At 73.5% G+C, this 19,937-nt stretch carries 15 protein-coding genes and 2 tRNA genes; 7 read left to right on the top strand and 10 right to left on the bottom strand.

The window, feature by feature from the left end; all coding sequences use genetic code 11:
* Positions 1-124 precede the first annotated feature (124 nt).
* Together ACIOGZ_RS20205 and ACIOGZ_RS20200 are read left to right on the top strand one after the other, a co-directional pair.
* Positions 125-1,210 carry a branched-chain amino acid ABC transporter permease gene (locus ACIOGZ_RS20205; RefSeq protein WP_363583660.1) on the top strand — a complete coding sequence of 362 codons (1,086 nt, stop codon included), beginning with the start codon at positions 125-127 and terminating at the stop codon, positions 1,208-1,210.
* Positions 1,207-2,112 carry an alpha/beta fold hydrolase gene (locus ACIOGZ_RS20200; protein WP_400986627.1) on the top strand — a complete coding sequence of 302 codons (906 nt, stop codon included), beginning with the start codon at positions 1,207-1,209 and terminating at the stop codon, positions 2,110-2,112. The genes ACIOGZ_RS20205 and ACIOGZ_RS20200 overlap by 4 nt, the downstream gene beginning before the upstream one ends.
* Before the next feature lie 89 nt (positions 2,113-2,201).
* On the opposite strand, the gene ACIOGZ_RS20195 is transcribed toward ACIOGZ_RS20200, so the two are convergent.
* The gene (locus tag ACIOGZ_RS20195; RefSeq protein ID WP_363583656.1) at positions 2,202-3,482 is read right to left on the bottom strand and encodes a hypothetical protein; all 1,281 of its coding nucleotides are present in this window, start codon (positions 3,480-3,482) and stop codon (positions 2,202-2,204) included.
* 377 nt (positions 3,483-3,859) lie between these two features.
* Positions 3,860-4,447 carry a VTT domain-containing protein gene (locus ACIOGZ_RS20190; protein WP_350882667.1) on the bottom strand — a complete coding sequence of 196 codons (588 nt, stop codon included), beginning with the start codon at positions 4,445-4,447 and terminating at the stop codon, positions 3,860-3,862.
* A gap of 669 nt (positions 4,448-5,116) precedes the next feature.
* On the opposite strand from ACIOGZ_RS20190, the gene ACIOGZ_RS20185 reads away from it, so the two are divergent.
* Positions 5,117-6,208, top strand: a complete 1,092-nt coding sequence (locus tag ACIOGZ_RS20185; RefSeq protein ID WP_363583654.1) for an LLM class flavin-dependent oxidoreductase — start codon at positions 5,117-5,119, stop codon at positions 6,206-6,208.
* 56 nt (positions 6,209-6,264) lie between these two features.
* Here the strand turns inward: ACIOGZ_RS20185 and ACIOGZ_RS20180 are convergent, their stop codons facing one another.
* Both ACIOGZ_RS20180 and ACIOGZ_RS20175 read right to left on the bottom strand, forming a co-directional pair.
* The gene (locus tag ACIOGZ_RS20180) at positions 6,265-8,205 is read right to left on the bottom strand and encodes a putative bifunctional diguanylate cyclase/phosphodiesterase (protein WP_400986704.1); all 1,941 of its coding nucleotides are present in this window, start codon (positions 8,203-8,205) and stop codon (positions 6,265-6,267) included.
* A gap of 663 nt (positions 8,206-8,868) precedes the next feature.
* Positions 8,869-9,294 (bottom strand): OsmC family protein, encoded by a 426-nt coding sequence (locus ACIOGZ_RS20175; RefSeq protein ID WP_363583650.1) that lies wholly within the window; start codon positions 9,292-9,294, stop codon positions 8,869-8,871.
* A gap of 263 nt (positions 9,295-9,557) precedes the next feature.
* Between ACIOGZ_RS20175 and ACIOGZ_RS20170 the strand changes: the two genes are divergently transcribed.
* Together ACIOGZ_RS20170 and lepB are read left to right on the top strand one after the other, a co-directional pair.
* On the top strand, positions 9,558-9,893 hold the full coding sequence (locus tag ACIOGZ_RS20170) for a chorismate mutase (protein ID WP_363583648.1): 336 nt from the start codon (positions 9,558-9,560) through the stop codon (positions 9,891-9,893).
* A 155-nt stretch (positions 9,894-10,048) separates the two neighbouring features.
* Positions 10,049-10,858 (top strand): signal peptidase I, encoded by an 810-nt coding sequence (gene lepB / locus ACIOGZ_RS20165; RefSeq protein WP_400986626.1) that lies wholly within the window; start codon positions 10,049-10,051, stop codon positions 10,856-10,858.
* On the opposite strand, the gene ACIOGZ_RS20160 is transcribed toward lepB, so the two are convergent.
* The 3 genes from ACIOGZ_RS20160 to ACIOGZ_RS20150 all read right to left on the bottom strand — a co-directional run bounded on the left by ACIOGZ_RS20160 (position 10,821) and on the right by ACIOGZ_RS20150 (position 14,810).
* Positions 10,821-11,906 (bottom strand): EamA family transporter, encoded by a 1,086-nt coding sequence (locus ACIOGZ_RS20160; protein WP_400811732.1) that lies wholly within the window; start codon positions 11,904-11,906, stop codon positions 10,821-10,823. The two genes, lepB and ACIOGZ_RS20160, sit on opposite strands and share 38 nt — an antisense overlap.
* Positions 11,907-12,083: 177 nt before the next feature.
* The gene (locus tag ACIOGZ_RS20155) at positions 12,084-14,513 is read right to left on the bottom strand and encodes a transglycosylase domain-containing protein (RefSeq protein WP_363628147.1); all 2,430 of its coding nucleotides are present in this window, start codon (positions 14,511-14,513) and stop codon (positions 12,084-12,086) included.
* A gap of 223 nt (positions 14,514-14,736) precedes the next feature.
* Positions 14,737-14,810 (bottom strand) — tRNA-Lys (locus ACIOGZ_RS20150).
* Between the two features lie 202 nt (positions 14,811-15,012).
* On the opposite strand from ACIOGZ_RS20150, the gene ACIOGZ_RS20145 reads away from it, so the two are divergent.
* Together ACIOGZ_RS20145 and ACIOGZ_RS20140 are read left to right on the top strand one after the other, a co-directional pair.
* Positions 15,013-15,750 (top strand): DUF998 domain-containing protein, encoded by a 738-nt coding sequence (locus ACIOGZ_RS20145; RefSeq protein WP_363583761.1) that lies wholly within the window; start codon positions 15,013-15,015, stop codon positions 15,748-15,750.
* Positions 15,747-16,628: an alpha/beta hydrolase gene (locus tag ACIOGZ_RS20140; RefSeq protein WP_363583640.1), complete on the top strand. Its 882-nt coding sequence runs from the start codon at positions 15,747-15,749 to the stop codon at positions 16,626-16,628. Before ACIOGZ_RS20145 ends, ACIOGZ_RS20140 begins: the two co-directional genes overlap by 4 nt.
* A gap of 111 nt (positions 16,629-16,739) precedes the next feature.
* On the opposite strand, the gene ACIOGZ_RS20135 is transcribed toward ACIOGZ_RS20140, so the two are convergent.
* From ACIOGZ_RS20135 to ACIOGZ_RS20125, 3 genes are all read right to left on the bottom strand, one after another.
* Positions 16,740-16,813, bottom strand: a tRNA-Lys gene (locus ACIOGZ_RS20135).
* Positions 16,814-16,926: 113 nt separating this feature from the next.
* The gene (locus ACIOGZ_RS20130; RefSeq protein WP_400986625.1) at positions 16,927-18,999 is read right to left on the bottom strand and encodes a dipeptide ABC transporter ATP-binding protein; all 2,073 of its coding nucleotides are present in this window, start codon (positions 18,997-18,999) and stop codon (positions 16,927-16,929) included.
* Positions 18,996-19,925, bottom strand: a complete 930-nt coding sequence (locus ACIOGZ_RS20125) for an ABC transporter permease (protein WP_350882605.1) — start codon at positions 19,923-19,925, stop codon at positions 18,996-18,998. Before ACIOGZ_RS20125 ends, ACIOGZ_RS20130 begins: the two co-directional genes overlap by 4 nt.
* Positions 19,926-19,937 lie beyond the last annotated feature (12 nt).

Here is a 19,937-nt window from a genome sequence, read left to right as displayed (position 1 = left end):
CGCCAACACCGTCACTGTGGCAAGGGGGACTGACACCAGCCTTGCCGGGACCCATTGTGAACACACGACCGACCTCGGCGCCATCCCTCGAACAGGTGATTCAGTCACTAATCGCTGGACACCGGTGCACAGAGCGCTACGCTGGTGGCCGATCGCCCTGCTGATCACGCTCCTTGTCGCCCCATACAGTGCGCTTCCCGTCCCGGGACTGCTCGACGGCCCGCTCGGCAGCCCCGGCAGCCTGCAACTGCTCGCCCTGTGCCTGCTCTACGGGGCCCTCGCCTCCGGCTACGACCTCCTGCTCGGCCGTACCGGACTGCTCTCCTTCGGCCACGCCCTCTACTTCGCGACCGGCCTCTACGCCACCGACCTCGGCATGCTGGAACTGCGACTGCCGTTCGCCGCCGCGGCGGTCTTCGGCGTCGCCTGCACCGTCGCGCTGGCCCTGCTGCTCGGCTCGGTGAGCCTCCGCGTCACCGGCATCGGCTTCTCCATGGTCACCCTCGCCTTCGCCCAGGCCGGCTCGATCCTCGTCCAGCGCAACCCCGGTGGCGTCACCGGCGGAGAGGAGGGCCGCTCCGCCCCGGCCGACCTGCTGCCCTCCGGCCTGCTCGGGATCGAGAACACCGCCAACCTCTACTGGATCGCCGTCGGCTACCTGGTGCTGACGGTCGCCGTGGTCCACTGGGCCGTCAACTCGCCGGCCGGACGGGTCTGGGAGGGGATCAAGGAGAACGAGCGCCGGGTGGAGGTGCTCGGACTGCGGCCCTACGGCTACAAGTTGGTCGCCTTCGTCCTCGCCGGCGGCCTCGCCGGGTTGGGCGGGGTGGTCTACCTGCTGCTGACCGGCGGCGCCACCCCGCAGGCCGCCGGCTCCGACGCCACGCTCGCCCTGCTGGTGATGGTGGTGCTCGGCGGCTCGGGGACTCGCTGGGGTCCGCTGCTCGGCGGTGTCCTCTACACCTGGGCCGGCCACCGGCTCGGCGACCTCGCCAACTCGACGACGATCGCGGACCTGCCCGCGGTCCTGCGGGTGCCGCTCTCCCAACCCCTGTTCCTGCTGGGCACCCTGTTCGTCGCGGTGGTCTACCTGCTGCCCGGTGGCCTGGCTAGACTGCCTGCCCGCATCCGCGCCGCCCGATCCGCCCGTGCGGTCCGCACCCCGGCCGCTGCCCGGACCGCCCGTCCCACCGGAGGTACCCCCGCGTGAGCCAGTCGCCCCTGAAGCCCGAGGAGTTGACCGTCGCCGTGCCCGGAGGGGAGCTGGCGGTCCTGCGCTGGCCCGCCGCCGAGCCGGACGCCCCGACGGTCGTGGCGGTGCACGGCATCACCGCCAACGGCCTCGCCTGGTACGAGGTCGCCCGCCAACTCGCCGGGCGGGTCACCCTGCTCGCGCCCGACCTGCGGGGGCGCGGCGGGAGCCGCGCGGTCGCCGGGCCGTACGGGCTGGCCCGGCACGCCGACGACGTGGCCGCACTGATCACGGCCCTCGGCACGGGCCCGACCACCGTGGTCGGCCACTCGATGGGCGCCTGGGTCACCGCCCTGGCCGCCGTCCGGCACCCGGAACTCGTCCGCCGGGTGCTGCTGGTGGACGGCGCGCTGACCTTCCCGCTGCCGGAGGGCATCCGTGAGAAGGACACGCTGGCCGCGGTGCTCGGCCCCGCGCTGGCCCGGCTGTCGATGACCTTCCCGGACCGGGACGCGTACCGGGAGTTCTGGCAGCGGCACCCGGCCTTCGGGGCGGCCTGGTCGGCGGAGATCGACGCCTACACCCAGCGCGACCTGGTCGGCGTCGAGCCCGAACTGCGCTCCTCCTGCGTGCTGGAGGCCGTGCAGACCGACGGTGCCCAGGTCCTGCTGGACCAGGACGCGGCCACCGCCGTGCACCGGCTGCCCTGCCCGGCCGAACTGCTCTGGGCCGAGCGCGGCCTGCTCGACGAGCCCCAAGGCCTCTACGACCACCAGCGGATCGGACTGGCCGGGCTGGACCGGGAGCGGGTGCCGGCCTCGCTCGTGCCGGACACCAACCACTACTCGATCCTCTGGGGAGAGCCGGGGGCCGAGCGCATCGTCCGCGGCCTGCTCGCGGACGTCACCGCCGCGGGGTAGCGGGCCCGGCCCCGACGACGGCGGCCGGCGGGGTCCGTCCACCCCGCCGGCCGCGCCTGTCTCGTTCTGCCCTGCTCGGTCCGCCCGTCTCAGCCCGCGGCGCCGAGGAAGGTCTCCCAACCGCCGCTCGGCGCCTGGCCGACGTTGAGCGTGCGCAGCTTGCGCAGGGTGGACTGGTCCTGCACCTCCAGCCACTCGACCAGCTGCCTGAAGGAGACCAGCCGGACGTCCGGCTTGCCCGCGATGGTCTTGAGGGTCTCCTCGACGGCGTCCATGTAGATGCCGCCGTTCCACTGCTCGAAGTGGTTGCCGATGAAGAACGGCGCACGGTTGCTGTTGTAGGCGCGGTCGAAGCCGGCCAGGTAGGAGTCCTTGGCCTGGGTGCGCCAGTCGTTGTACTTGGACGGGTCGCCCTTGGTGCTGCCCGCGGACTGGTTGGCCAGGATGTTGTAGTCCATCGACAGCACCTGGAAGGTGTGCCCGGGGAACGGGATGGACTGCAGCGGGAAGTCCCAGACCTTGCCGTCCTGCACCTTCTGCGGCCATATCTGCAGGCCGCCGGAGGAGCTGGCGTCGTACTTCCAGCCCAGCTTCGCGACCGTCGGCAGGAGCGCCTTCTGGCCCTCCAGGCAGGGAGTGCGGCCGCCGATGAGCTCCTTCTTGTAGTCGAAGGGCAGCGGGTCGACGTCGGTGAAGCCGGTGTTGGTCCGCCACTGGGTCACGAAGCCGATCGCCTGGTCGATCTCGCTCTGCCAGTCCTCCGGGGTCCACATGTTGACCCCGTTCTTGTCCGGGCGGCTGGAGCAGAAGTGCCCGTTGAAGTGGGTGCCGATCTCGTGCCCGGCCAGCCACGCCTGGCTGACGAGCTTGAGCGTGCTCTTGACCGCGCCGTCCGACAGGTACGGGATGTCGGAGGCGCCGACCGAGTGCTTCGGCGGGTGGTACAGGTCGGCCTTGCCCTTGGGCAGGGCGTAGATCCCGGAGAGGAAGAAGGTCATCGTGGCCTTGTACTGTTCCGCCAGCTTGAGGAAGCGGGGGAACTGGCCGTCGTCGGTGCCACCCGCGCCGTCCCAGGAGAACACCACGAACTGCGGCGGCCGCTCGCCGGGCTTGAGCTTCTCGGGCTTCGGCTGGTTCGGCTGCGGGCCGGTGTCGGCGTTGGAGCCGTCGCCGATCGGAGTGCCCTTGGGCACCCCCGTCTTGGTCGGGTCGGTCGTGCCCGCCGGGGTGGTGCCGGGGCTGCCGCCGGTCGTGGGGGAGGAGGAGTTCTGGTTCGAACCGGATCCGCTGCTGGAACAGGCGGCGACCGCGCCGAGGGCCGCGGTCGCCGCGGTCGCACTGAGCACCGTCCTGCGCGAGATGCTGGTCATGGTCTCCCCTGGGTGCCGATGCCGGTGGTGAGGGCGGCCCGGGGCCGCACCGGTCAAATCGGGCAATTGATGAATTTTCCGCCGTTAGCATGCCATGTGGCCGCAGCGGCCACCAAGGCCGTCGACCCTCTACGAGAGTCAACACGTCAGCAGGACCGGGCTGGGCTGCAAGGATTCGTGGTCTGTTGCCGTCCTGTGACGCTTCGCTCCTCGCGCCGCCAGGGGAGTACGGTACCGCCGGTCCGGCGGGGCGGGTCAGAGTTCGTCATCGCTCGGTACGGCTCGTCGCCCGTCCGGGCAGAGCTCGCCGATCGCGGGGGCGCGGCGAGGGGCGGCCGGGGCGCCCGGGGCCGGGGGTGCAGGCCGAGGCGCAGCGGTCAGAGCGCGGCGAGCCGCCGGTTGCGGCGCACTATTCGCGCGATCGCGGTGCTGACGATGGTGGCGGCGGTGCAGGACACCGCGAGGCTCAGCCAGGCGGTGTCGAACCAGTGGCTGTTCAGCCAGCCCAGCGTCACGATGTAGGCGGCCCAGACCAGCGCCGCCAGTGCCGACCAGTGCAGGAAGCGGTGCGGGTGGGCGGGGGAGTGGCCGATGGCCACGTCCAGGACGGTCCGCCCGGCCGGGACGAACCGGGCGACCACCACCATGGCCGCGGCCGCCCCGTGAGGGCGTTCGACCAGGGCCTGCTGGACCCTGGTCACGCTGGCCGCCAGTTCCGGGCGCTGGGCGAGCCGGCGCTGGAGCAGCGGGGCGCCGCGCCGGGCGAGGTGCAGGAGGAGGAGGTCGCCGAGGAACGAGGCCACTGCCACGCCCAGGCCGAGCAGCACCGGGGCGCCGTCGATCCGCGCCGTCTTGAGCACCGCCAGGATGACCAGTGTCCCGCTGGGGATGAAGGGGAGGAGGGCGTCTCCGAGCACGGCGAAGAGCGCCAGGGCGCAGATCCACGAGGATCCGATCGCCGCCACGAAGTTCAAGGCCTGTACTCCCTCCACGCCGCCCGGGGGAGCAGGTGGCTGCTGAGGTCAACGCTAGCGCCTCGACTTTTCATGCCATGAAGCACCCCGGTATGCCATGGGTCACAGACCCCGGCCCCGACCTGCGCAAAGGCGCGAGCCCCCGGAGCGGGGTGCCGCTCCGGGGGCTCGCGGGGATCGATCGGCGCTGGTCCAGCCCGGCGATCTTGCTGGCGGAACGCGGATCCTGTTGGGCGATCCGGTCCTGTCCACCAGCCTGCCGGACGCCGCCCACCGGTCGCGAGCCCTCCGCCTGGCGACTTCCGGCGCTGGCATGAAGTCGCCAGGCGTGTCCGTGCGCTGGCTCTCCGTCATTCGAATGGTCGGTCGGCGGCACCGTACCGGGCCGTGCCCGCCGGCGCCGAGCAGGGCCGGATCGGGGCCGGATCGGGGCCGGCGTACGGGTCGGAGCGGGGTCGCTGCACGGGCCGCGACGGAGCGGGCGTGAGGTCGGCGCGGTGACCGGCGTGCAGGCCGGCGTGCAGGCCGACACGTGCCGGATACGGGAACAGTCGGCTCGGCGCGGTGGTTGACCCCGGTCGGCAGCAGCGACCGCCGGGCCACCCGAGACCCGCGGTCGCTCACCAGGGCCGGCTCACGAAAGCCAGAAGGGCGGACGGCATGACCACCGAGGACCAGCAGGAGCACCCGACCGAACCGCGGACCGGCGCGGCGATCCGGGGCACCGCCCGCGGCACGGCGCCCGCCCCGCTCTCCATCCTCGACCTGGCCACCGTGGGCGTCGGCTACACGCCCGCCGAGGCCCTGGCCGCGACCACCGCGCTGGCCCGCAACGCCGAGCAGTGGGGCTACCACCGCTTCTGGGTGGCCGAGCACCACGGCATGCCGGGAGTGGCCAGCTCCACCCCGGCCGTCCTGCTCGCCCACCTCGGCGCCAACACCACGACCCTGCGACTGGGCTCGGGCGGGGTGATGCTCCCCAACCACGCCCCGCTGGCCATCGCCGAGCAGTTCGGCCTGCTGGAGGCCCTGCACCCGGGCCGGATCGACCTGGGGCTCGGCCGCGCCCCCGGCACCGACCCGGCCACCGCCCGGGCGCTGCGCCGCGGCCGCGCCGAGGGCGCCGACGACTTCCCGCAGCAGCTCGCCGAGCTGACCCACTTCCTCGACGGCGACTTCCCCTCCGGCCACCCCTACGCCCAGCTGACCGCCGTCCCCCGGGGCGACGGGCGCCCGCCGGTCTGGCTGCTCGGGTCCTCCGGCTTCAGCGCCCAGCTGGCCGGCCGCCTCGGCCTGCCGTTCGCCTTCGCCCACCACTTCAGCAGCGTCAACACCATCCCGGCGCTCGACCTCTACCGGGAGTCCTTCCGGCCCTCCGCGGTGCTCGCCGAGCCCTATGCGCTGATCGGTGTGAGCGCGGTCGCCGCCGAGGACGAGGGCGCGGCCCGTCGCCTCGCCCGCTCCGCGGCCCTCGGCATGCTCCGGCTGCGGCGCGGCAACCCCGGCCCGATCCCCACTCCGGAGGAGGCCGAGGCCTACCAGTACAGCCCGGCCGAGGCGGAGTTCATCGACAGCTGGCTCGACAACGTGGTGCTCGGCGCCCCGGGCGAGGTCGCGGACGGGCTGGAGGCCCTGCGCAAGCGGACGGGCGTCGACGAGCTGATGGTCACCTCGCACATCCACGGCCACGAGGCCCGGCTCCGCTCCTACGGCCTGATCGCCGAGGCGTACGGCCTGACGGCGGAAGGCTGACGGCCGAGGCCTGAGCGCGGGAGGCCTGAACGGAGCGGCCCGGCCGCCGGCCCCGGTTACCGGCTGGTGTCCGGGCCGGGGCGGCCCTCGCGGAGTATGGCGGCGACGAGCTCGGCCTCGCCCGGCCGGGCGAAGTACCAGCCCTGGGCGGTGTCGCAGCCGGTCAGCCGCAGCCGTTCGGCCTGCGCGGCGCTCTCGATGCCCTCGGCGGTGACGGTCAGGCCGAGGGTGTGGGCCAGCTGCACCATCGCGCCCACGATCTGCTCGTCGGCGTCGCTGCGGCGGGAGCCGAGCTCGGGGAGCTCCGAAGGGTTCGTCGCCGGGGCCGGGTCGCGGAACCCCTCGATGAAGGTGCCGTCGAGCTTCAGGACGTGTACCGGCAGCCGGGAGAGGTAGGCCAGGTTGGAGTAGCCGGTGCCGAAGTCGTCGATCGCGATCCGCACGCCCATGTCCGCGAGCGCCTGGAGCGCCTGCAACGGCCGTCCGCCGGGGCCGAGCAGGGCGCTCTCGGTGATCTCCAGCTGGAGCAGCCGCGCCGGCAACCCGGTGCGTTCGAGGGCGCGGGCGACGTCGGCGACCACGTCGGAGTCCCAGATCTGGCGGGCGGCCAGATTGACGCTCACGAAGGTCTCGGTCTCGGGGAACTCGGTGAGCCACTGCCGGGCCTGGCGGCAGGACTCCTCCAGCACCCAGGTGCCGAGGGGCACGATCGCGCCGGTCTCCTCGGCGAGCGGGATGAAGCGGTCCGGGGAGAGCGTCCCGTAGCGGGGGTGGCGCCAGCGGACGAGGGCCTCCGCGCCGTGGACGGCTCCGTCGGCCAGGCCGACCAGCGGCTGGTACTCGATGGTGAACTCGCCGCGCTCCAGGGCGGGCCGCAGCGCGGTGGCGAGGAGCTGGCGGGTCAGCTGGTGGGCGCCGCGGTCCGGGTCGTAGAGGGTCCAGCGGGCGCGGCCGTCGGCCTTGGACCAGTAGAGCGTGGCGTCGGCGTCCTTGACCAGGTCGGTGGGGGTGGTCTCGTGCACGGACCGTTCGACGACGCCGACGCTGGCCGTGATGACCAGCCGGTGTCCGGCGACGTCGAAGGGGTGTTCCAGTTCCTGGAGGATCCGGGCGGCCAGGTCGGTCAGTTGGTCGCTGCCCCGGCTGTCGGTGACCAGGACGGCGAACTCGTCACCGCCCATCCGGGCCACCAGGTGGGCGTCGTGCTCGGAGAACCCGCGGCGCAGCCGGGTGGCGACGGCGATCAGCAACTGGTCGCCGATGTGGTGCCCGAGCGTCTCGTTGATCGCCGCGAAGCCGTCGAGGTCCAGGTAGCAGACGCCGACCCGGCGCCCGTCCGCCGGTGCGAGGACGGTGTCGCTGGTGCCGGCGGTGTCGGGGGTGTTGGGAGCCTCGGCGGGCTCAGCAGCCCCGGTGGCCCCGGTGGCCGTGACGCAGGCGGCGTCGAGCCGTTCGAAGAAGGACGTCCGGTTGGGCAGTCGGGTCAGCGGGTCGTGCAGGGCTTGGTACTCCAGGCGGTCACCGAGCCGGCGCTGCTCGGTGATGTCCTCCACCAGCGCGAGGGTGTAGAGCGGCTGGCCGGCGCCGTCCCGGATCAGCGAGACGGTGACCTTGCTCCAGACGGTGCGGCCCTCGCGGTGCTTGAGCTGCTTCTCCACGCGGAACCGCTCCCGCCCGCCGTGGACGAGTTCGGGGAAGAGTCGGTGCGGCATGCCCTCCGGATCGATGATCTCGTGCAGGTGGGTGCGGACCAGTTCGCCGACGCCGCGTCCGATCAGGGCGGCGAAGGCGGGATTGACCTCGATGATCCGGTCCTCGGGGTCGATCAGGGCCATCCCGATGACCGCGTCGCAGAAGGCGGCCCGGAAGCGGGATTCGCTGGCCCGCAGCGCGGCCAGCAGCCGGTCGTTCCCGCCGTTCTCCTGGCCGGGGCCGTCGACGGCGCTCCGGTGGGTGCCGTCGGTCAGCGGCGCCGAGCAGGTGGGGCAGAGCAGCATCCCGGGGTCGTCCAGCACGGTTCCCGTCGCACCCGTCGCACCCGTCGCACCCGTCGTGCCGACGGCCCGGCCGCCGGCCGCGACAGCACCGACGGCCGTGACGGAACCGGCGACGCCGACCGGACCGACCGGACCGACCGGACCGACCGAATCAACCGAACCAGCCGGACCGACGGTGCTGATGTTCGGGCCCAGGAGGGGTGTTGTGAGGTGACGGTGGTGCGGTGTTTCCTCGTGCCGCACGCCCGGGTGGTGTGCGTCGGCCCCCTCGTTCTGGCCCGGCACGGCATGCTCCCGTCCGCTGCTGACGCTGGATGCTGGTCCGGCCGGCCAATCGGGACTCCGGCGGCCGGCTCCGCACTCTGTCGAGGTCCTCGGAGTCGGTCCGGTGCGGGGCGCCCGCCGTGGGGCGCTGTCGCGCGGAGACCCGCGTGAAGAACAGGGCGCTGCGGCCGATCATAGGCCGCGGCGGCAACGCGCGGTGACCGCCGCCAGGGTGATTCGCCCGCTTTGTGATCATGTGCGGCGGTACATGCAGACGCCCCCGGTGCACATCACATGATGTGCGCCAGGGGCGCGTGCGCCGAGATCGCGCCCCCGGGCGCCGACCGCGCGCCCGGAGCGGCCGGAGCGCGTCGGGATCCGTCGCGATCCGTCGGGGCGTCAGGCCAGCTTGGCGGTGAGGGTGATGGTGGTGCCGGCGAGCGCCTTGCTGACCGGGCAGTTGGCCTTGGCGTCCTCGGCGGCCTTGGTGAAGTCGGCCTCGTCCAGTCCGGGCACCTCGCCGGTGACGGTCAGGTGGATGCCGGTGATGCCGGTGCCGGGCTGGAAGGTGACGTCGGCCTGGGTGTCCAGCTTGACGGGCGGGGTGCCGGCGCCGGTCAGGCCGTGTGAGAGGGCCATCGAGAAGCACGCGGAGTGAGCGGCGGCGATCAGCTCCTCCGGGCTGGTCTTGCCGTTGGGCTGTTCGGCCCGGGCCGGCCAGGAGACGGGGTACTCGCCGATCCCGGACGAGGCGAAGGTCACCTGCCCCTTGCCGTCGAGCAGGTTGCCCTCCCAAGCGGTGCGGGCGGTGCGGGTGGTTGCCACGATCGGTACCTCCATTACTGAGGGACTGCTGAGTCGTCACTTCCGGTCATGCGCGCACCAGCCTACGGGGCGGCCCCGGTTCGGCCCGGGGCGGCACGGGCCCGGATCGGTACGGGGCGCCGGGTGGCGCGGGCGATGTCCGGATTGTGGACGGATCCGCCTAAAGGTGCGGCTCCACCACGGGGGCCCTGTTAGATTTGCCCGGGCCCGAGCCCGGCCGCCGTACGGCCGGGTGCCCACTTCAGACACCGGGAGCCGCCCCGATGACGGACCACCCCACGACCCCCGACGCCGGCCTGCCCGACGGGGTCGACGCCGCCGTGCGGGCGGAGCTGACCAGCCTGCGCGAGAGCATCGACAACATCGACGCCGCGGTGGTCCACATGCTGGCCGAGCGCTTCAAGGCGACCCAGCGGGTCGGCAGGCTCAAGGCCGAGCACAAGCTGCCGCCGGCCGATCCGGCACGTGAGCGCGACCAGATCAAGCGGCTGCGGGAGCTGGCCGCCGGGGCCAAGCTGGACCCGGTCTTCGCCGAGAAGTTCCTGACGTTCATCATCGCCGAGGTCATCCGGCACCACGAGGCCATCGCCCGCGCTTGAGAGCACCCCTGAGGGGGCCGGTGTTGAGCCGTCGAGAACGGCCCCGGCGCCGCCCGGCCCGGACATGTCGGGGGCGGCTAAACGCCGGATTTCGTGAGGCTCCGGGGTTGGCGTAGCGTGCAGGTTCCCCCAGCCGGAGAGGTGGAGCAGCGACGATGGCGGTGAACCTGCCCGAAACGCCGAGCGATGCCGGGTCCGGTCCGGCCCCCGCCGCCGGACGCGACCCCGGTGTTTCCGACGCCCGTGAAGCGCCCGGAGGCCGCGCCGAGGCCCGCCGCCGTGCGCGCGGTTCGCGCGGCCGCAAGGCCCGGCGGACCGGGCGCAGGCCCCGGCCCTGGTGGATCGAGATCCCGGCGATGGCGGCGGTGGGCCTGGTGGTCGCGCTGCTGATCAAGACCTGCCTGTTCCAGGTGTTCACCATCCCGTCCGGCTCGATGGAGAACACGCTGCGGATCGGCGACCGGGTGGGCGTGAACAAGCTGGCGCCGTTGACCGGCTGGAAGCCGGAGCCCGGGCAGCCGGTGGTGTTCAAGGATCCGGGTGGCTGGCTCCCGCCGCAGCCCATCGACTCGAACCCGTTCACCAACGCGGCCGGCTCGGTGCTGAGCTTCGTCGGCCTGGTGCCGCCGAAGGACGACAACTACCTGGTCAAGCGGGTCATCGCGACCGGCGGCCAGACCGTGCAGTGCACGGGCACCACGCTGACCGTCGACGGGAAGAAGGTCGACGAGCCGTACCTGCACCCCGGTGACGACTCCTGCGCGGGCCTGGACTTCGGGCCGGTGACGGTGCCCTCGGGCCACGTCTGGGTCGAGGGCGACCACCGCAGCGACTCGGCGGACTCCCGCTACCACCAGCGCGGTCCCGGGGACGGGGCCGTGCCGGTGGACAACGTGGTCGGGCCGGTGTCGGCCGTGGTGTGGCCGCTCAATCACCTCGACTGGTTCGGCTGGTTCGGCCGCTGACCTGCCGCTCGGCGGCGACCCGTTCCGGAGAGTCCGGAGAGTCCGGAGAGTCCGGAGAGTCCGGAGAGTCCGGAGCATCCCGGGCGTCCGGAGCACCCCCGGCGTCCGCTGCCTCCACGGCCGCCGGCTTGCCGGTCTGCGCCGCGAAGGCGCCGGTCAGCACGAGCAGGCCGCCCGCGATCTGCGGCAGACCGAGGTGCTCGCCGAGCAGCACCCAGGCCAGCACGGTGGCGACGACCGCCTCCAGGTTGGCCACCACCCCGGCGACCGGGGGCGAGAGGTGCCCGACGGCGATCACGCCGGTCAGGTAGGCGAGCACGGTCGCGATCAGGATCATCCAGGCGGCCGGGAGCAGCGCGGGCAGGGTGTGCCCGTTCATCACCACGGATCCGCCGAGCGTGCTCCAGTCGGCCTGCCAGGGCCGGGTGAAGACGGTGAGCAGGACGGCGCCGATCAGCAGCCCGAACGCGCTGACCGCCAGCGGGTCGACCGGGCGCTCGCCCCGGCGTCCGGCGTCGGCGAGCACGAAGTAGCCGACCTGGCAGCAGGCCGCGCCGAGGGCGAAGAGCACGCCCAGCGCGTCGAAGCTCAGGCCGTTCCATACCTCCACCACGCAGGCCAGCCCGGCGACCGCGACGCCGGCGCCGATCGCGGCGCCCCGGCCGATCGGCTTGCGCTGGACGAACTTGACGTAGCCGATGAGCAGCGGCGGTCCGAGGTACTCGATGAGCAGGGCGACGCCGACCGGGATGCGGGAGATCGCCGCGAAGTAGCAGGCCTGGACGCCGGCCACGGCGAGCAGGCCGAACCCGATCAGCAGGCCGGGGCGGCGCAGGACGGCGTCCCGGTGGCGGTAGGCGATGGGGAGCAGGGCCACGGCGGCGCCGGTGACCCGGAGCCACACCACGTGCAGCGGTGAGAGGCCGGCCTCGATCAGTGGTTTCGCGGCGGTGCCGGAGCCGCCGAAGGCGAACGCGGAGACCAGCGCGAGGCTGAGGCCGAGGGTTCTGCCCGTGGGGAGGGTGGGCGAGGCCGTTGATCTGTGCACCGACGCATTGTGGCAGTCATACCGGGCGGTCAGTAAGGTGCCATTCCGTCATTTGGTCCTGCACGGAACTGTGCGCAGCGGCGCACTCACCCGGCCCGCGCACGCCCCTGCGCCGTCCGCGCCCCCTCGCCGGCCCGAGCCCTCCCGCCACTCGGGCGCCCCGCCCCCCCGCCGCCGCTACCCGGCGTTCGCCCCCGCCCCGGTGAGCGTGTCCGACCCGCCCGTGGGCTGGGTGGTCGGCTGCGTGGTCGGCGCCGTGGTCGGGCCGGTGGAGGGTGTCGGCCGACCGGTGGGCCGTCCGGTGGGCCGCGTCGTCGGCGGGGCGGTCGGCTGCTGGGTGGCCGGGGGCGCGGTCGGCGGGCTGGTCACACTGCCGCCGCCGGAGTTCGAGCCGCCGGCCGGCGTGGTCGGGCCCGAGCCGGCCCCGGCCCCGGCGCCGTCGCCCGGCGGGGTGGTCGGCGCCGCGGGGGCGGTCGAGGCGCCGTTCGAGCCGGTCCCGGTCGACGGGGTGCTGCTCGGCGAGGACGGGGCCGTCGGCAGATCGGTGGCGCCGGAGGAGTCGCCGCCGTCGGCCGGGGTCTGGAAGTCGCTGACCGGCACGCCCTTGAGCGCCGCCTTCATGTAGCTGGTCCAGATCTGTGCCGGGAACTGGCCGCCCGCCGCGCCGTCGATCCCGCCGACGCCGCTCAGGCTGACCTGGGCCCCGCTGCCCGGGTCCTGGCCGAACAGGGCCACCGAGGTGACCAGCTCGGGGGTGTAGCCGACGAACCAGACCGACTTCTGGTCGTCGGTGGTGCCGGTCTTGCCGGCCACCGGGCGGCCCAGTGCCTTGGCTCGCCAGCCGGTGCCGCCCGGGTCGTTCACCACGCCCTGGAGCATCGAGGTGACCTGGTTCGCGGTGTCCGTGCTGATCGCCTGGGTGGTCTTGTGCGCGGGCAGCGGGACGGCCTCGCCCTCACGGTCCACGGACTGCACCAGCCACGGGGTGATCTGCTTGCCGCCGTTGTCCAGCGCCGCGTACACGCCGGCCATGTCGAGCACGCTCGGGGTGGCCGCGCCGAGCGGGATGGACGGCACCGGGTCGAGGCCCGGGGTGCTGCCGGGCAGGCCCAGCGCGATGCCGGTGTCCTTGACCTTCTGGAGCCCGGTGTCCTGGGCCAGCTGGGCGAACGCCGAGTTGACCGACCAGTCGGTGGCCTGCTGGAGGGAGATCTGGCCGTAGCTCCTGTCGCCCTCGTTCGGCGGCGCGTACGGGGTGCCCTTGCCGCCGCGGACCTTGCGGCCGCTGGTGCCGTCGTAGACGGTGCGCGGGGTGACGGTCCGGCCGTCCTGGGTCTTGGCGTTGTTCTCGAACGCGGCCGCCAGGGCGATCGCCTTGAAGGTCGAGCCGGCCTGGTAGTCCCGCCGGGTCGCGTTGTCGACGTAGTGCTTGACGTAGTCGACGCCGCCGTAGAGGGCGACGACCGCGCCGGTCTTCGGGTCCACGGAGACGGCGCCGGCCTGGGCGGCCGCGTCCTTCTTCCGCTTGTCCGGGTTCAGGGTGTCGCGCAGCTGCGCCTGGACGGAGTCCTGGAGGGCCTGCTGGCGGGCCGGGTCGATGCTCAGCTTGATCGTGTAGCCGCCCTTGGCCAGCTCGGTCTCGCTGATGACCTGGTTCGAGGTGAGGTACTGGGTGGCCTCGTTCACCAGGTAGCCGGTCTGGCCGGACAGGCCCGGATTGGGCTGCGGGTCCTTGACGTCCGGGAAGGTGGTGGCGGACCGTTCCTCGGCGGAGAGCCAGCCCTCCTTGACCATGCCGTCCAGCACGTAGTTCCAGCGGTTGACGGCGTTCTGCTTGCCGGCCGGGGTCGCGGTGGCCACGTCGTAGGCGCTCGGGGCGTTCAGCAGGGTGGCCAGGTAGGCGCCCTGGGCGGGGTTGAGCGCGGAGGCGTCGACGCCGAAGTACGCGTGGGCGGCGGCCTGGATGCCGTAGGCGCCGCGGCCGTAGTAGGAGGTGTTCAGGTAGCCGGAGAGGACGTCGTCCTTGCTCTCGGTGGCGTCCACCTTGATGGCTATGAAGAGTTCCTTCACCTTGCGGGTGACCGACTGCTTCTGGTTCAGGTACGTGTTCTTCACGTACTGCTGGGTGATCGTGGAGCCGCCCTGGGTGCCCGCGCCCTTGGCGGTGTTGACCGCGGCCCGGAGCAGGCCCTGCACGTTGACGGCGCCCTCGTGGTAGAAGTTGCGGTCCTCGGCGGCCAGTGCGGCGTGCTGGGCGGCGGGGGAGACCTTGTCCAGGCTGACGTTCTGCCGGTTGGTCTGGCCGGTGCGGGTGATCACGGAGCCGTCGGCGTAGAGCCAGGTGTTGCTCTGCGCGGTCGCGGCGGCGTGCGCGTCGGGGACCTTCACCAGCGTGACCCCGAGCACGAACAGGCCGACGCCGAGCAGCAGGGCCGCGGCGAGGCCGAGCAGGCTCATCCGCCAGGTGGGGATCAGTCGGCGCCAGCCGGTGCGCTTCGGGCGGCGGGGCTTCCCGCCGCCGGTCACGGGGGCGGCGCGCTTGAAGCGTTTGACCGGTCGGAGGCCTGTCGACGGCGTGCGACGGCCGCTCTGGGCGTTCTCGGACAAGGCGCGGCCTTTCCTGCGGGCGGACCGGGTCAGCCTGCACGGACGGGGACATCGGTGGTTAGGGACCTTTGTCCCGATTCCGGTTTACTGCCCTGGACGAGCCGGGCGGGCCGATTGGCTCCACCGGAACGGCAATCGAGACCGACATCACACGCAAAACGGACGTCGAAGGCCAAAAAATTGAGGAGCCCCTCGCTGCTGCGAGAGGCTCCCCAAATGTCTGTGCGCCGCCAGGGACTCGAACCCCGGACCCGCTGATTAAGAGTCAGCTGCTCTAACCAACTGAGCTAGCGGCGCCTGCTGACCTGGAAAACAATACACGGTCCCGGCGGGTGCCTCGAACCGCCCGGAACCGCCCGCGGCCGCGCGGGAACGAGCCCGCCGCCGAGGTGTCCGTTTCCGCCCGGTTGGGGTGCAGTTCGCCGCCGGTTAGGGTGGAACGGTGCCCAGCCCCAAGCCCGGACACCCGAACGCGCGGAAGGCGGTCGCCGCGCTGCTGATGCTCAGCGCCACGGCGTACACCGCGTGGGTGCTGGAGGTCGTGCTGAGCACCGGACTCGACCCGGTGCAGGCGTACATCAGCGAACTCGCGGCCGAGGACCAGCCGCTGGGCGGCCTGTTCCGGGCCACCGACCTGGTCGCCGGGCTCTGTGTGCTCGCCGCGGCCGTCACCGCCCTCGCCGGTGGGCAGGCCGGGCCGCGCGGCGCCCGGCGCGGGTGGGCGGTGGTCGGCTGGTCCGCCCTCGCCCTGTTCGGCGCGGCGACCGCCGCCGACTCCCGGCTGCCGCTCAGCTGCGCCCCCACCAGCGACGAGATGTGCGCCGCCCGCGAGACCGCCGGGCTCGTCCCCGCGACCCACACCGCGCACGCCGTCACCAGCAGCCTCGCCATGCTCGGTGCGCTCACCGGGCTGGCCGCGCTCACCGTCGCCGCCCGCCGCTACGGCTGGTGGCCGCCGGTGCGCCGGATCGGGCCCTGGCTGCTCGGCGCCGAACTGCTGGCCACCGGCTGGAGCCTGGCCGCGATCGCCGCCTTCGAGGCCGGGCGCGGCACCTGGGCGCTCGGGGCCGGCCAGCGGCTCCAGGTGCTGCTGGTGGCGCTCTGGCTGGCCGTCCTGGCGCTGAGCCTGGCCCTCCCCGCGGGGGCGCCGTCCGACGAATCCACCTGGTCCGACGCTTCTCCGCCGCACCGGGGGCCCCGGCCGGCCGAACGGCCCCCGGGCCGGGAGCCGGCATGACCGCACCCGACGACCCCCGCACCCGGGCGCGCTTCCTGCGCGTCGACGGCGTCCCGCTGCACGTCCGCACCGAGGGCAGCGGCCCGGTCTGCCTGCTCACCGGGGGCCTCGGCAGCAGCTGGTTCGACTGGGACCTGGTCGTCCCCTTCCTCACGCCCTACCGCACCGTGGTCCGCTTCGACCGGCCCGGCTACGGGCTGAGCGCCCCCGAGCCCGCCACCGGGCGGCCCGCTCCGACGGCCGCCGGCGAGGCCGAGCGGATCCGCGCGGTGCTGGACGGCCTCGGGCTGCGCGGGCCCTGCACCGTCGTCGGCCACTCGCTGGCCGGCTTCCACGTCGAGGCCTTCGCCCGGCTGCACCCCGACCGGGCCGCCGGGCTGGTCCTGGTGGACGGCAGCGTCGAACCGGCGGCCCGGCCGTACCCGGCCCCCGGCGCGCGCGACCTGGCGGCCCGGGCGCTCGCGGGCGCCGCCACCGCCGTCGCCGTGCCGTACCTGCTCGGCCCGACCGCCCGCCGACTGACGGCCCGGCTGTCCACGGTCTGCCGCGAGGACCTCGCCCCGGCGCCGCTGGTACGGCACTGCTACCGCACCGGCCGGGCCCTGCGCGCCCTGCTGCGGGAGAACGCGCGCTACCTCGACCTGGCCGCCGAGGTGGACGGGCTGCGGCGCACCCGGCCGCTGCCCGAGGGCCTGCCGGTCACCGTGCTCGCCGCCGACGACGGCTGCCGCAGCCGCCGTACCGAGGAGTGGCTGGCCGGCCAGCGGGAGCTGGCGGCGCTGCTCGGGGCCGACTACCGCACCACCGCCCCGGCCGGGCACCTGGTGATGTTCGACCGCCCGGACGCGGTGGCCTCCGCCGTCCTGGACACCTTCTGAGGCCGGGCATCCGTTGAGGCCGGGCACCTTCTGAGGCCGGGCACCCGCCGCGACGCCCACTGAAACGCCTCAGGCCGCCCACCGAAGTGAGCGGCCTGAGACCTTGCCATGTGCGCCGCCAGGGACTCGAACCCCGGACCCGCTGATTAAGAGTCAGCTGCTCTAACCAACTGAGCTAGCGGCGCCTGCTGACCCGGAGAACTTTACACGGCACCCGGTCGATCCGCCGAATCGCTTTCGGGTGGTCACCCGCAGTGATCGTCCGCAGTGATCACCCGCGGCGATCGCAGGAGGCCGGCTACGACTCCGGGTAGTGGCAGGCCGCCTGGTGGTCCTGTGCGGGGGTGTCGTCGAGGAGCGCCGGCCGTTCCTGTTCGCACCGCGTGCGGGCGGCCGGGTCGGCGAGGCGGGCGTACACCGGGCAGCGGGTGCGGAAGGAGCAGCCGGTGCGGCGCTCGGTGGGGGAGGGCGGGTCGCCGGCGAGCAGGATGCGGTCGCGGGCGCGCTCGGCGGCGGGGTCGGGCAGCGGGACGGCGGAGAGCAGGGCGCGGGTGTAGGGGTGCCGGGGGCGGTCGAAGACGGCGGAGACCTCGCCCTGTTCGACCGTCCGCCCGAGGTACATGACGCTGACCCGGTCGGCGAGGTGCCGGATCACCGAGAGGTCGTGCGAGACGAACAGGTAGGAGAGGCCGAGTTCGGCCTTGAGCGCTTGCAGCAGGTTGAGCACCCCGGCCTGGATGGAGACGTCCAGGGCGGAGACCGGTTCGTCCAGGACCAGCAGTTTCGGCCGGACGGCCAGGGCCCGGGCGATGGAGACGCGCTGGCGCTGCCCGCCGGAGAACTGGTGCGGGTAGCGGGCGGCGTGGTCCGGGTCGAGGCCGACCTGGTGCAGCAGTTCGGGCACCCGGCGGGCGATCTCCTCGCGGGCGGCGTGCTGGGCGCGCAGTGGTTCGGCGATGATGTCGCCGATCGGCATCCGCGGGTCGAGGCTGGCCATCGGGTCCTGGAAGACAATCTGCAGCCGGGCGCGCAGCCGGTGGGCCTCGGCGCGGGAGAGCTCGGCGGTGTCGTGGCCGAGCAGTTCGATCCGGCCGGTCTCGGGGGCGGTGAGGTTCAGCAGTTCGAACAGCGTGGTGGACTTGCCGGAGCCGGACTCCCCGACCAGGCCGAGGGTTTCGCCCTCCCGGAGGTCCAGGTCGACGCCGTCCACCGCGTAGACCTCGCCGACCCGGCGCTTGAACACCGTGCCCTTGAGGAGCGGAAACGTTTTGCCAAGGCCGCTCACCGCCAGCACCGGCGCCCGCGAGCTCCGGTCCCCCCGGTCCTCCGGAGCGGCCGACGGGGCCGGAAGCGCCGGCACCGGGTAGACGTCGGCCGGCGCGGGCCGCCGCTCGGCCAGCTCCACCGACCGGACGCAGGCCGCCAGGTGACCGTCGCCCCCGGCCAGTTCCGGCTCCGCCGCCGAGCAGCGCTCCTCCGCCAGCGGGCAGCGGGCGGCGAACGGGCAGCCCGGCGGCAGGTCGGCCATCGGGGCGGGTGCGCCGGGGATCGGGACGAGCGGGCCGCCGAGCCCGTCCAGCCGGGGCACCGCGCCGATCAGGCCGAGCGTGTACGGGTGGCGCGGGGCCGCGAACAGCTCGTCCACCCCGGCGGTCTCGACCACCCGCCCCGCGTACATCACCGCGACCCGGTCGGCCATCCCGGCGATCACCCCGAGGTCGTGGCTGACCAGGACGAGGGCCGCGCCGGTCTCCCGCTGCGCGGTGCGCAGCACGTCCAGCACCTGGGCCTGGATGGTGACGTCCAGCGCGGTGGTCGGCTCGTCGGCGAGCAGGATGTCGGGGTCGTTGGCGATCGCCATGGCGATCATCGCGCGCTGGCGCATGCCGCCGGAGAACTCGTGCGGGAAGCTGTCCAGGGCCCGTTCGGGGGCCGGGATGCCCACCAGGTCGAGGAGTTCGGCGGCCCGGCGGCGGGCGGCGGCCCGGTCGACCCGCTGGTGGATGCGGACGGCCTCGGCGATCTGGTCGCCGATCCGGTAGACCGGGGTGAAGGCGGACAGCGGGTCCTGGAAGACCATGGCGATCCGGCGGCCGCGGATCGCGGCGAGCTCCTTGCCGGGCAGCCCGACCAGTTCCCGCCCGTCCAGTCGCACCGAGCCCTGGACGCCGGCCGTCCTCGGCAGCAGGCCGAGCACGGACAGCGCGGTGACGGACTTGCCGGAGCCGGACTCGCCGACGATGCCGAGGGTCTCGCCGCGCCGCAGGGTGAGGTCCACCCCGCGGACGGCGGGGACGGGGCCGTGCGGCCCGGCGAAGTCCACCCGCAGGTCGCTGACGGCGAGCAGGGGGGTGTCGACGGTGGTGGTCACGGCTTCTTCCTCCGGGCGGAGCGGCGGCGGGGCGCGCCCCCGGCGGTGGGGTCGAGGGCGTCGCGCAGCCCGTCGCCGATCAGGTTGACGGCGAGGACGAAGAGCACCAGCAGCCCGGCGGCGAAGTAGAACAGCCAGGGGAACACCGGGGCTTCGCTGGTCCCGGCGGCGAGCAGGGTGCCGAGCGAGACGTCCGGCGGTTTGACGCCGAAGCCGAAGTAGGAGAGCGCGGTCTCGCTCATCACGGCGCCGCCGACCGCGATGGTGGCGTCGATGATGAGGAAGGAGGCGACGTTCGGCAGGATGTGGCGGGTGATGATCCGCAGCGGCCGCACTCCCATGAACCGTGCGGCGCGGACGAATTCGCGCTCGCGCAGCGAGATGGTCATCGAGCGGACCACCCGGGCGGTGATCATCCAGTTGAACAGGGCGAGCAGCAGCACGAAGGCGATCCAGCCGGCGCTCTTCAGCCGGGGCGAGACGATGGTGATGATCAGGAAGCTGGGGAAGACCAGCAGCAGGTCCACCGCGAACATCAGCGCACGGTCGGCCCAGCCGCCGAAGTAACCGGCGCAGGCGCCGACCAGGGAGGCCAGCACGGTGGAGAACAGGGCCACCAGCAGGCCGATGACCAGCGACTTCTGCAGGCCGCGGACGGTCTGGGCGAAGACGTCCTGGCCGATCCCGTTGGTGCCGAACCAGTGCTCGGCGGACGGCGGTTGGTGCAGCGCGCCGAAGTCGGGGGCGGCGTAGTCCCAGGGCGTGAGGTACGGCCCGCCGAAGGCGAGCGCGAACAGCAGCAGGACGATCACGGCTCCGGCGACGGCCCCGCGGGCGGCCAGCAGCCGGGCGAGGACGAGCCGGGCCCGGCCGGTGGTGCGGGGGGCGGCGGCCGGGGCGGCCGGTTCCACGGCGACGGTGGTCACGTTAGTTCACCT

Origin of the sequence: Kitasatospora sp. NPDC088160 (assembly GCF_044741445.1) — a bacterium.
GTDB lineage: Bacteria > Actinomycetota > Actinomycetes > Streptomycetales > Streptomycetaceae > Kitasatospora.
This window is presented reverse-complemented; position numbering and strand designations above follow the sequence as displayed.

What these genes read in the sequence shown, in the direction of transcription:
- ACIOGZ_RS20145 (WP_363583761.1), top strand. Translation starts at nt 15,013, where the DNA reads ATGCTCAGCGCCACGGCGTACACCGCGTGGGTGCTGGAGGTCGTGCTG.
- ACIOGZ_RS20185 (WP_363583654.1), top strand. Translation starts at nt 5,117, where the DNA reads ATGACCACCGAGGACCAGCAGGAGCACCCGACCGAACCGCGGACCGGC.
- lepB (WP_400986626.1), top strand. Translation starts at nt 10,049, where the DNA reads ATGGCGGTGAACCTGCCCGAAACGCCGAGCGATGCCGGGTCCGGTCCG.
- ACIOGZ_RS20140 (WP_363583640.1), top strand. Translation starts at nt 15,747, where the DNA reads ATGACCGCACCCGACGACCCCCGCACCCGGGCGCGCTTCCTGCGCGTC.
- ACIOGZ_RS20170 (WP_363583648.1), top strand. Translation starts at nt 9,558, where the DNA reads ATGACGGACCACCCCACGACCCCCGACGCCGGCCTGCCCGACGGGGTC.
- ACIOGZ_RS20195 (WP_363583656.1), bottom strand. Translation starts at nt 3,482, where the DNA reads ATGACCAGCATCTCGCGCAGGACGGTGCTCAGTGCGACCGCGGCGACC.
- ACIOGZ_RS20180 (WP_400986704.1), bottom strand. Translation starts at nt 8,205, where the DNA reads ATGCTGCTCTGCCCCACCTGCTCGGCGCCGCTGACCGACGGCACCCAC.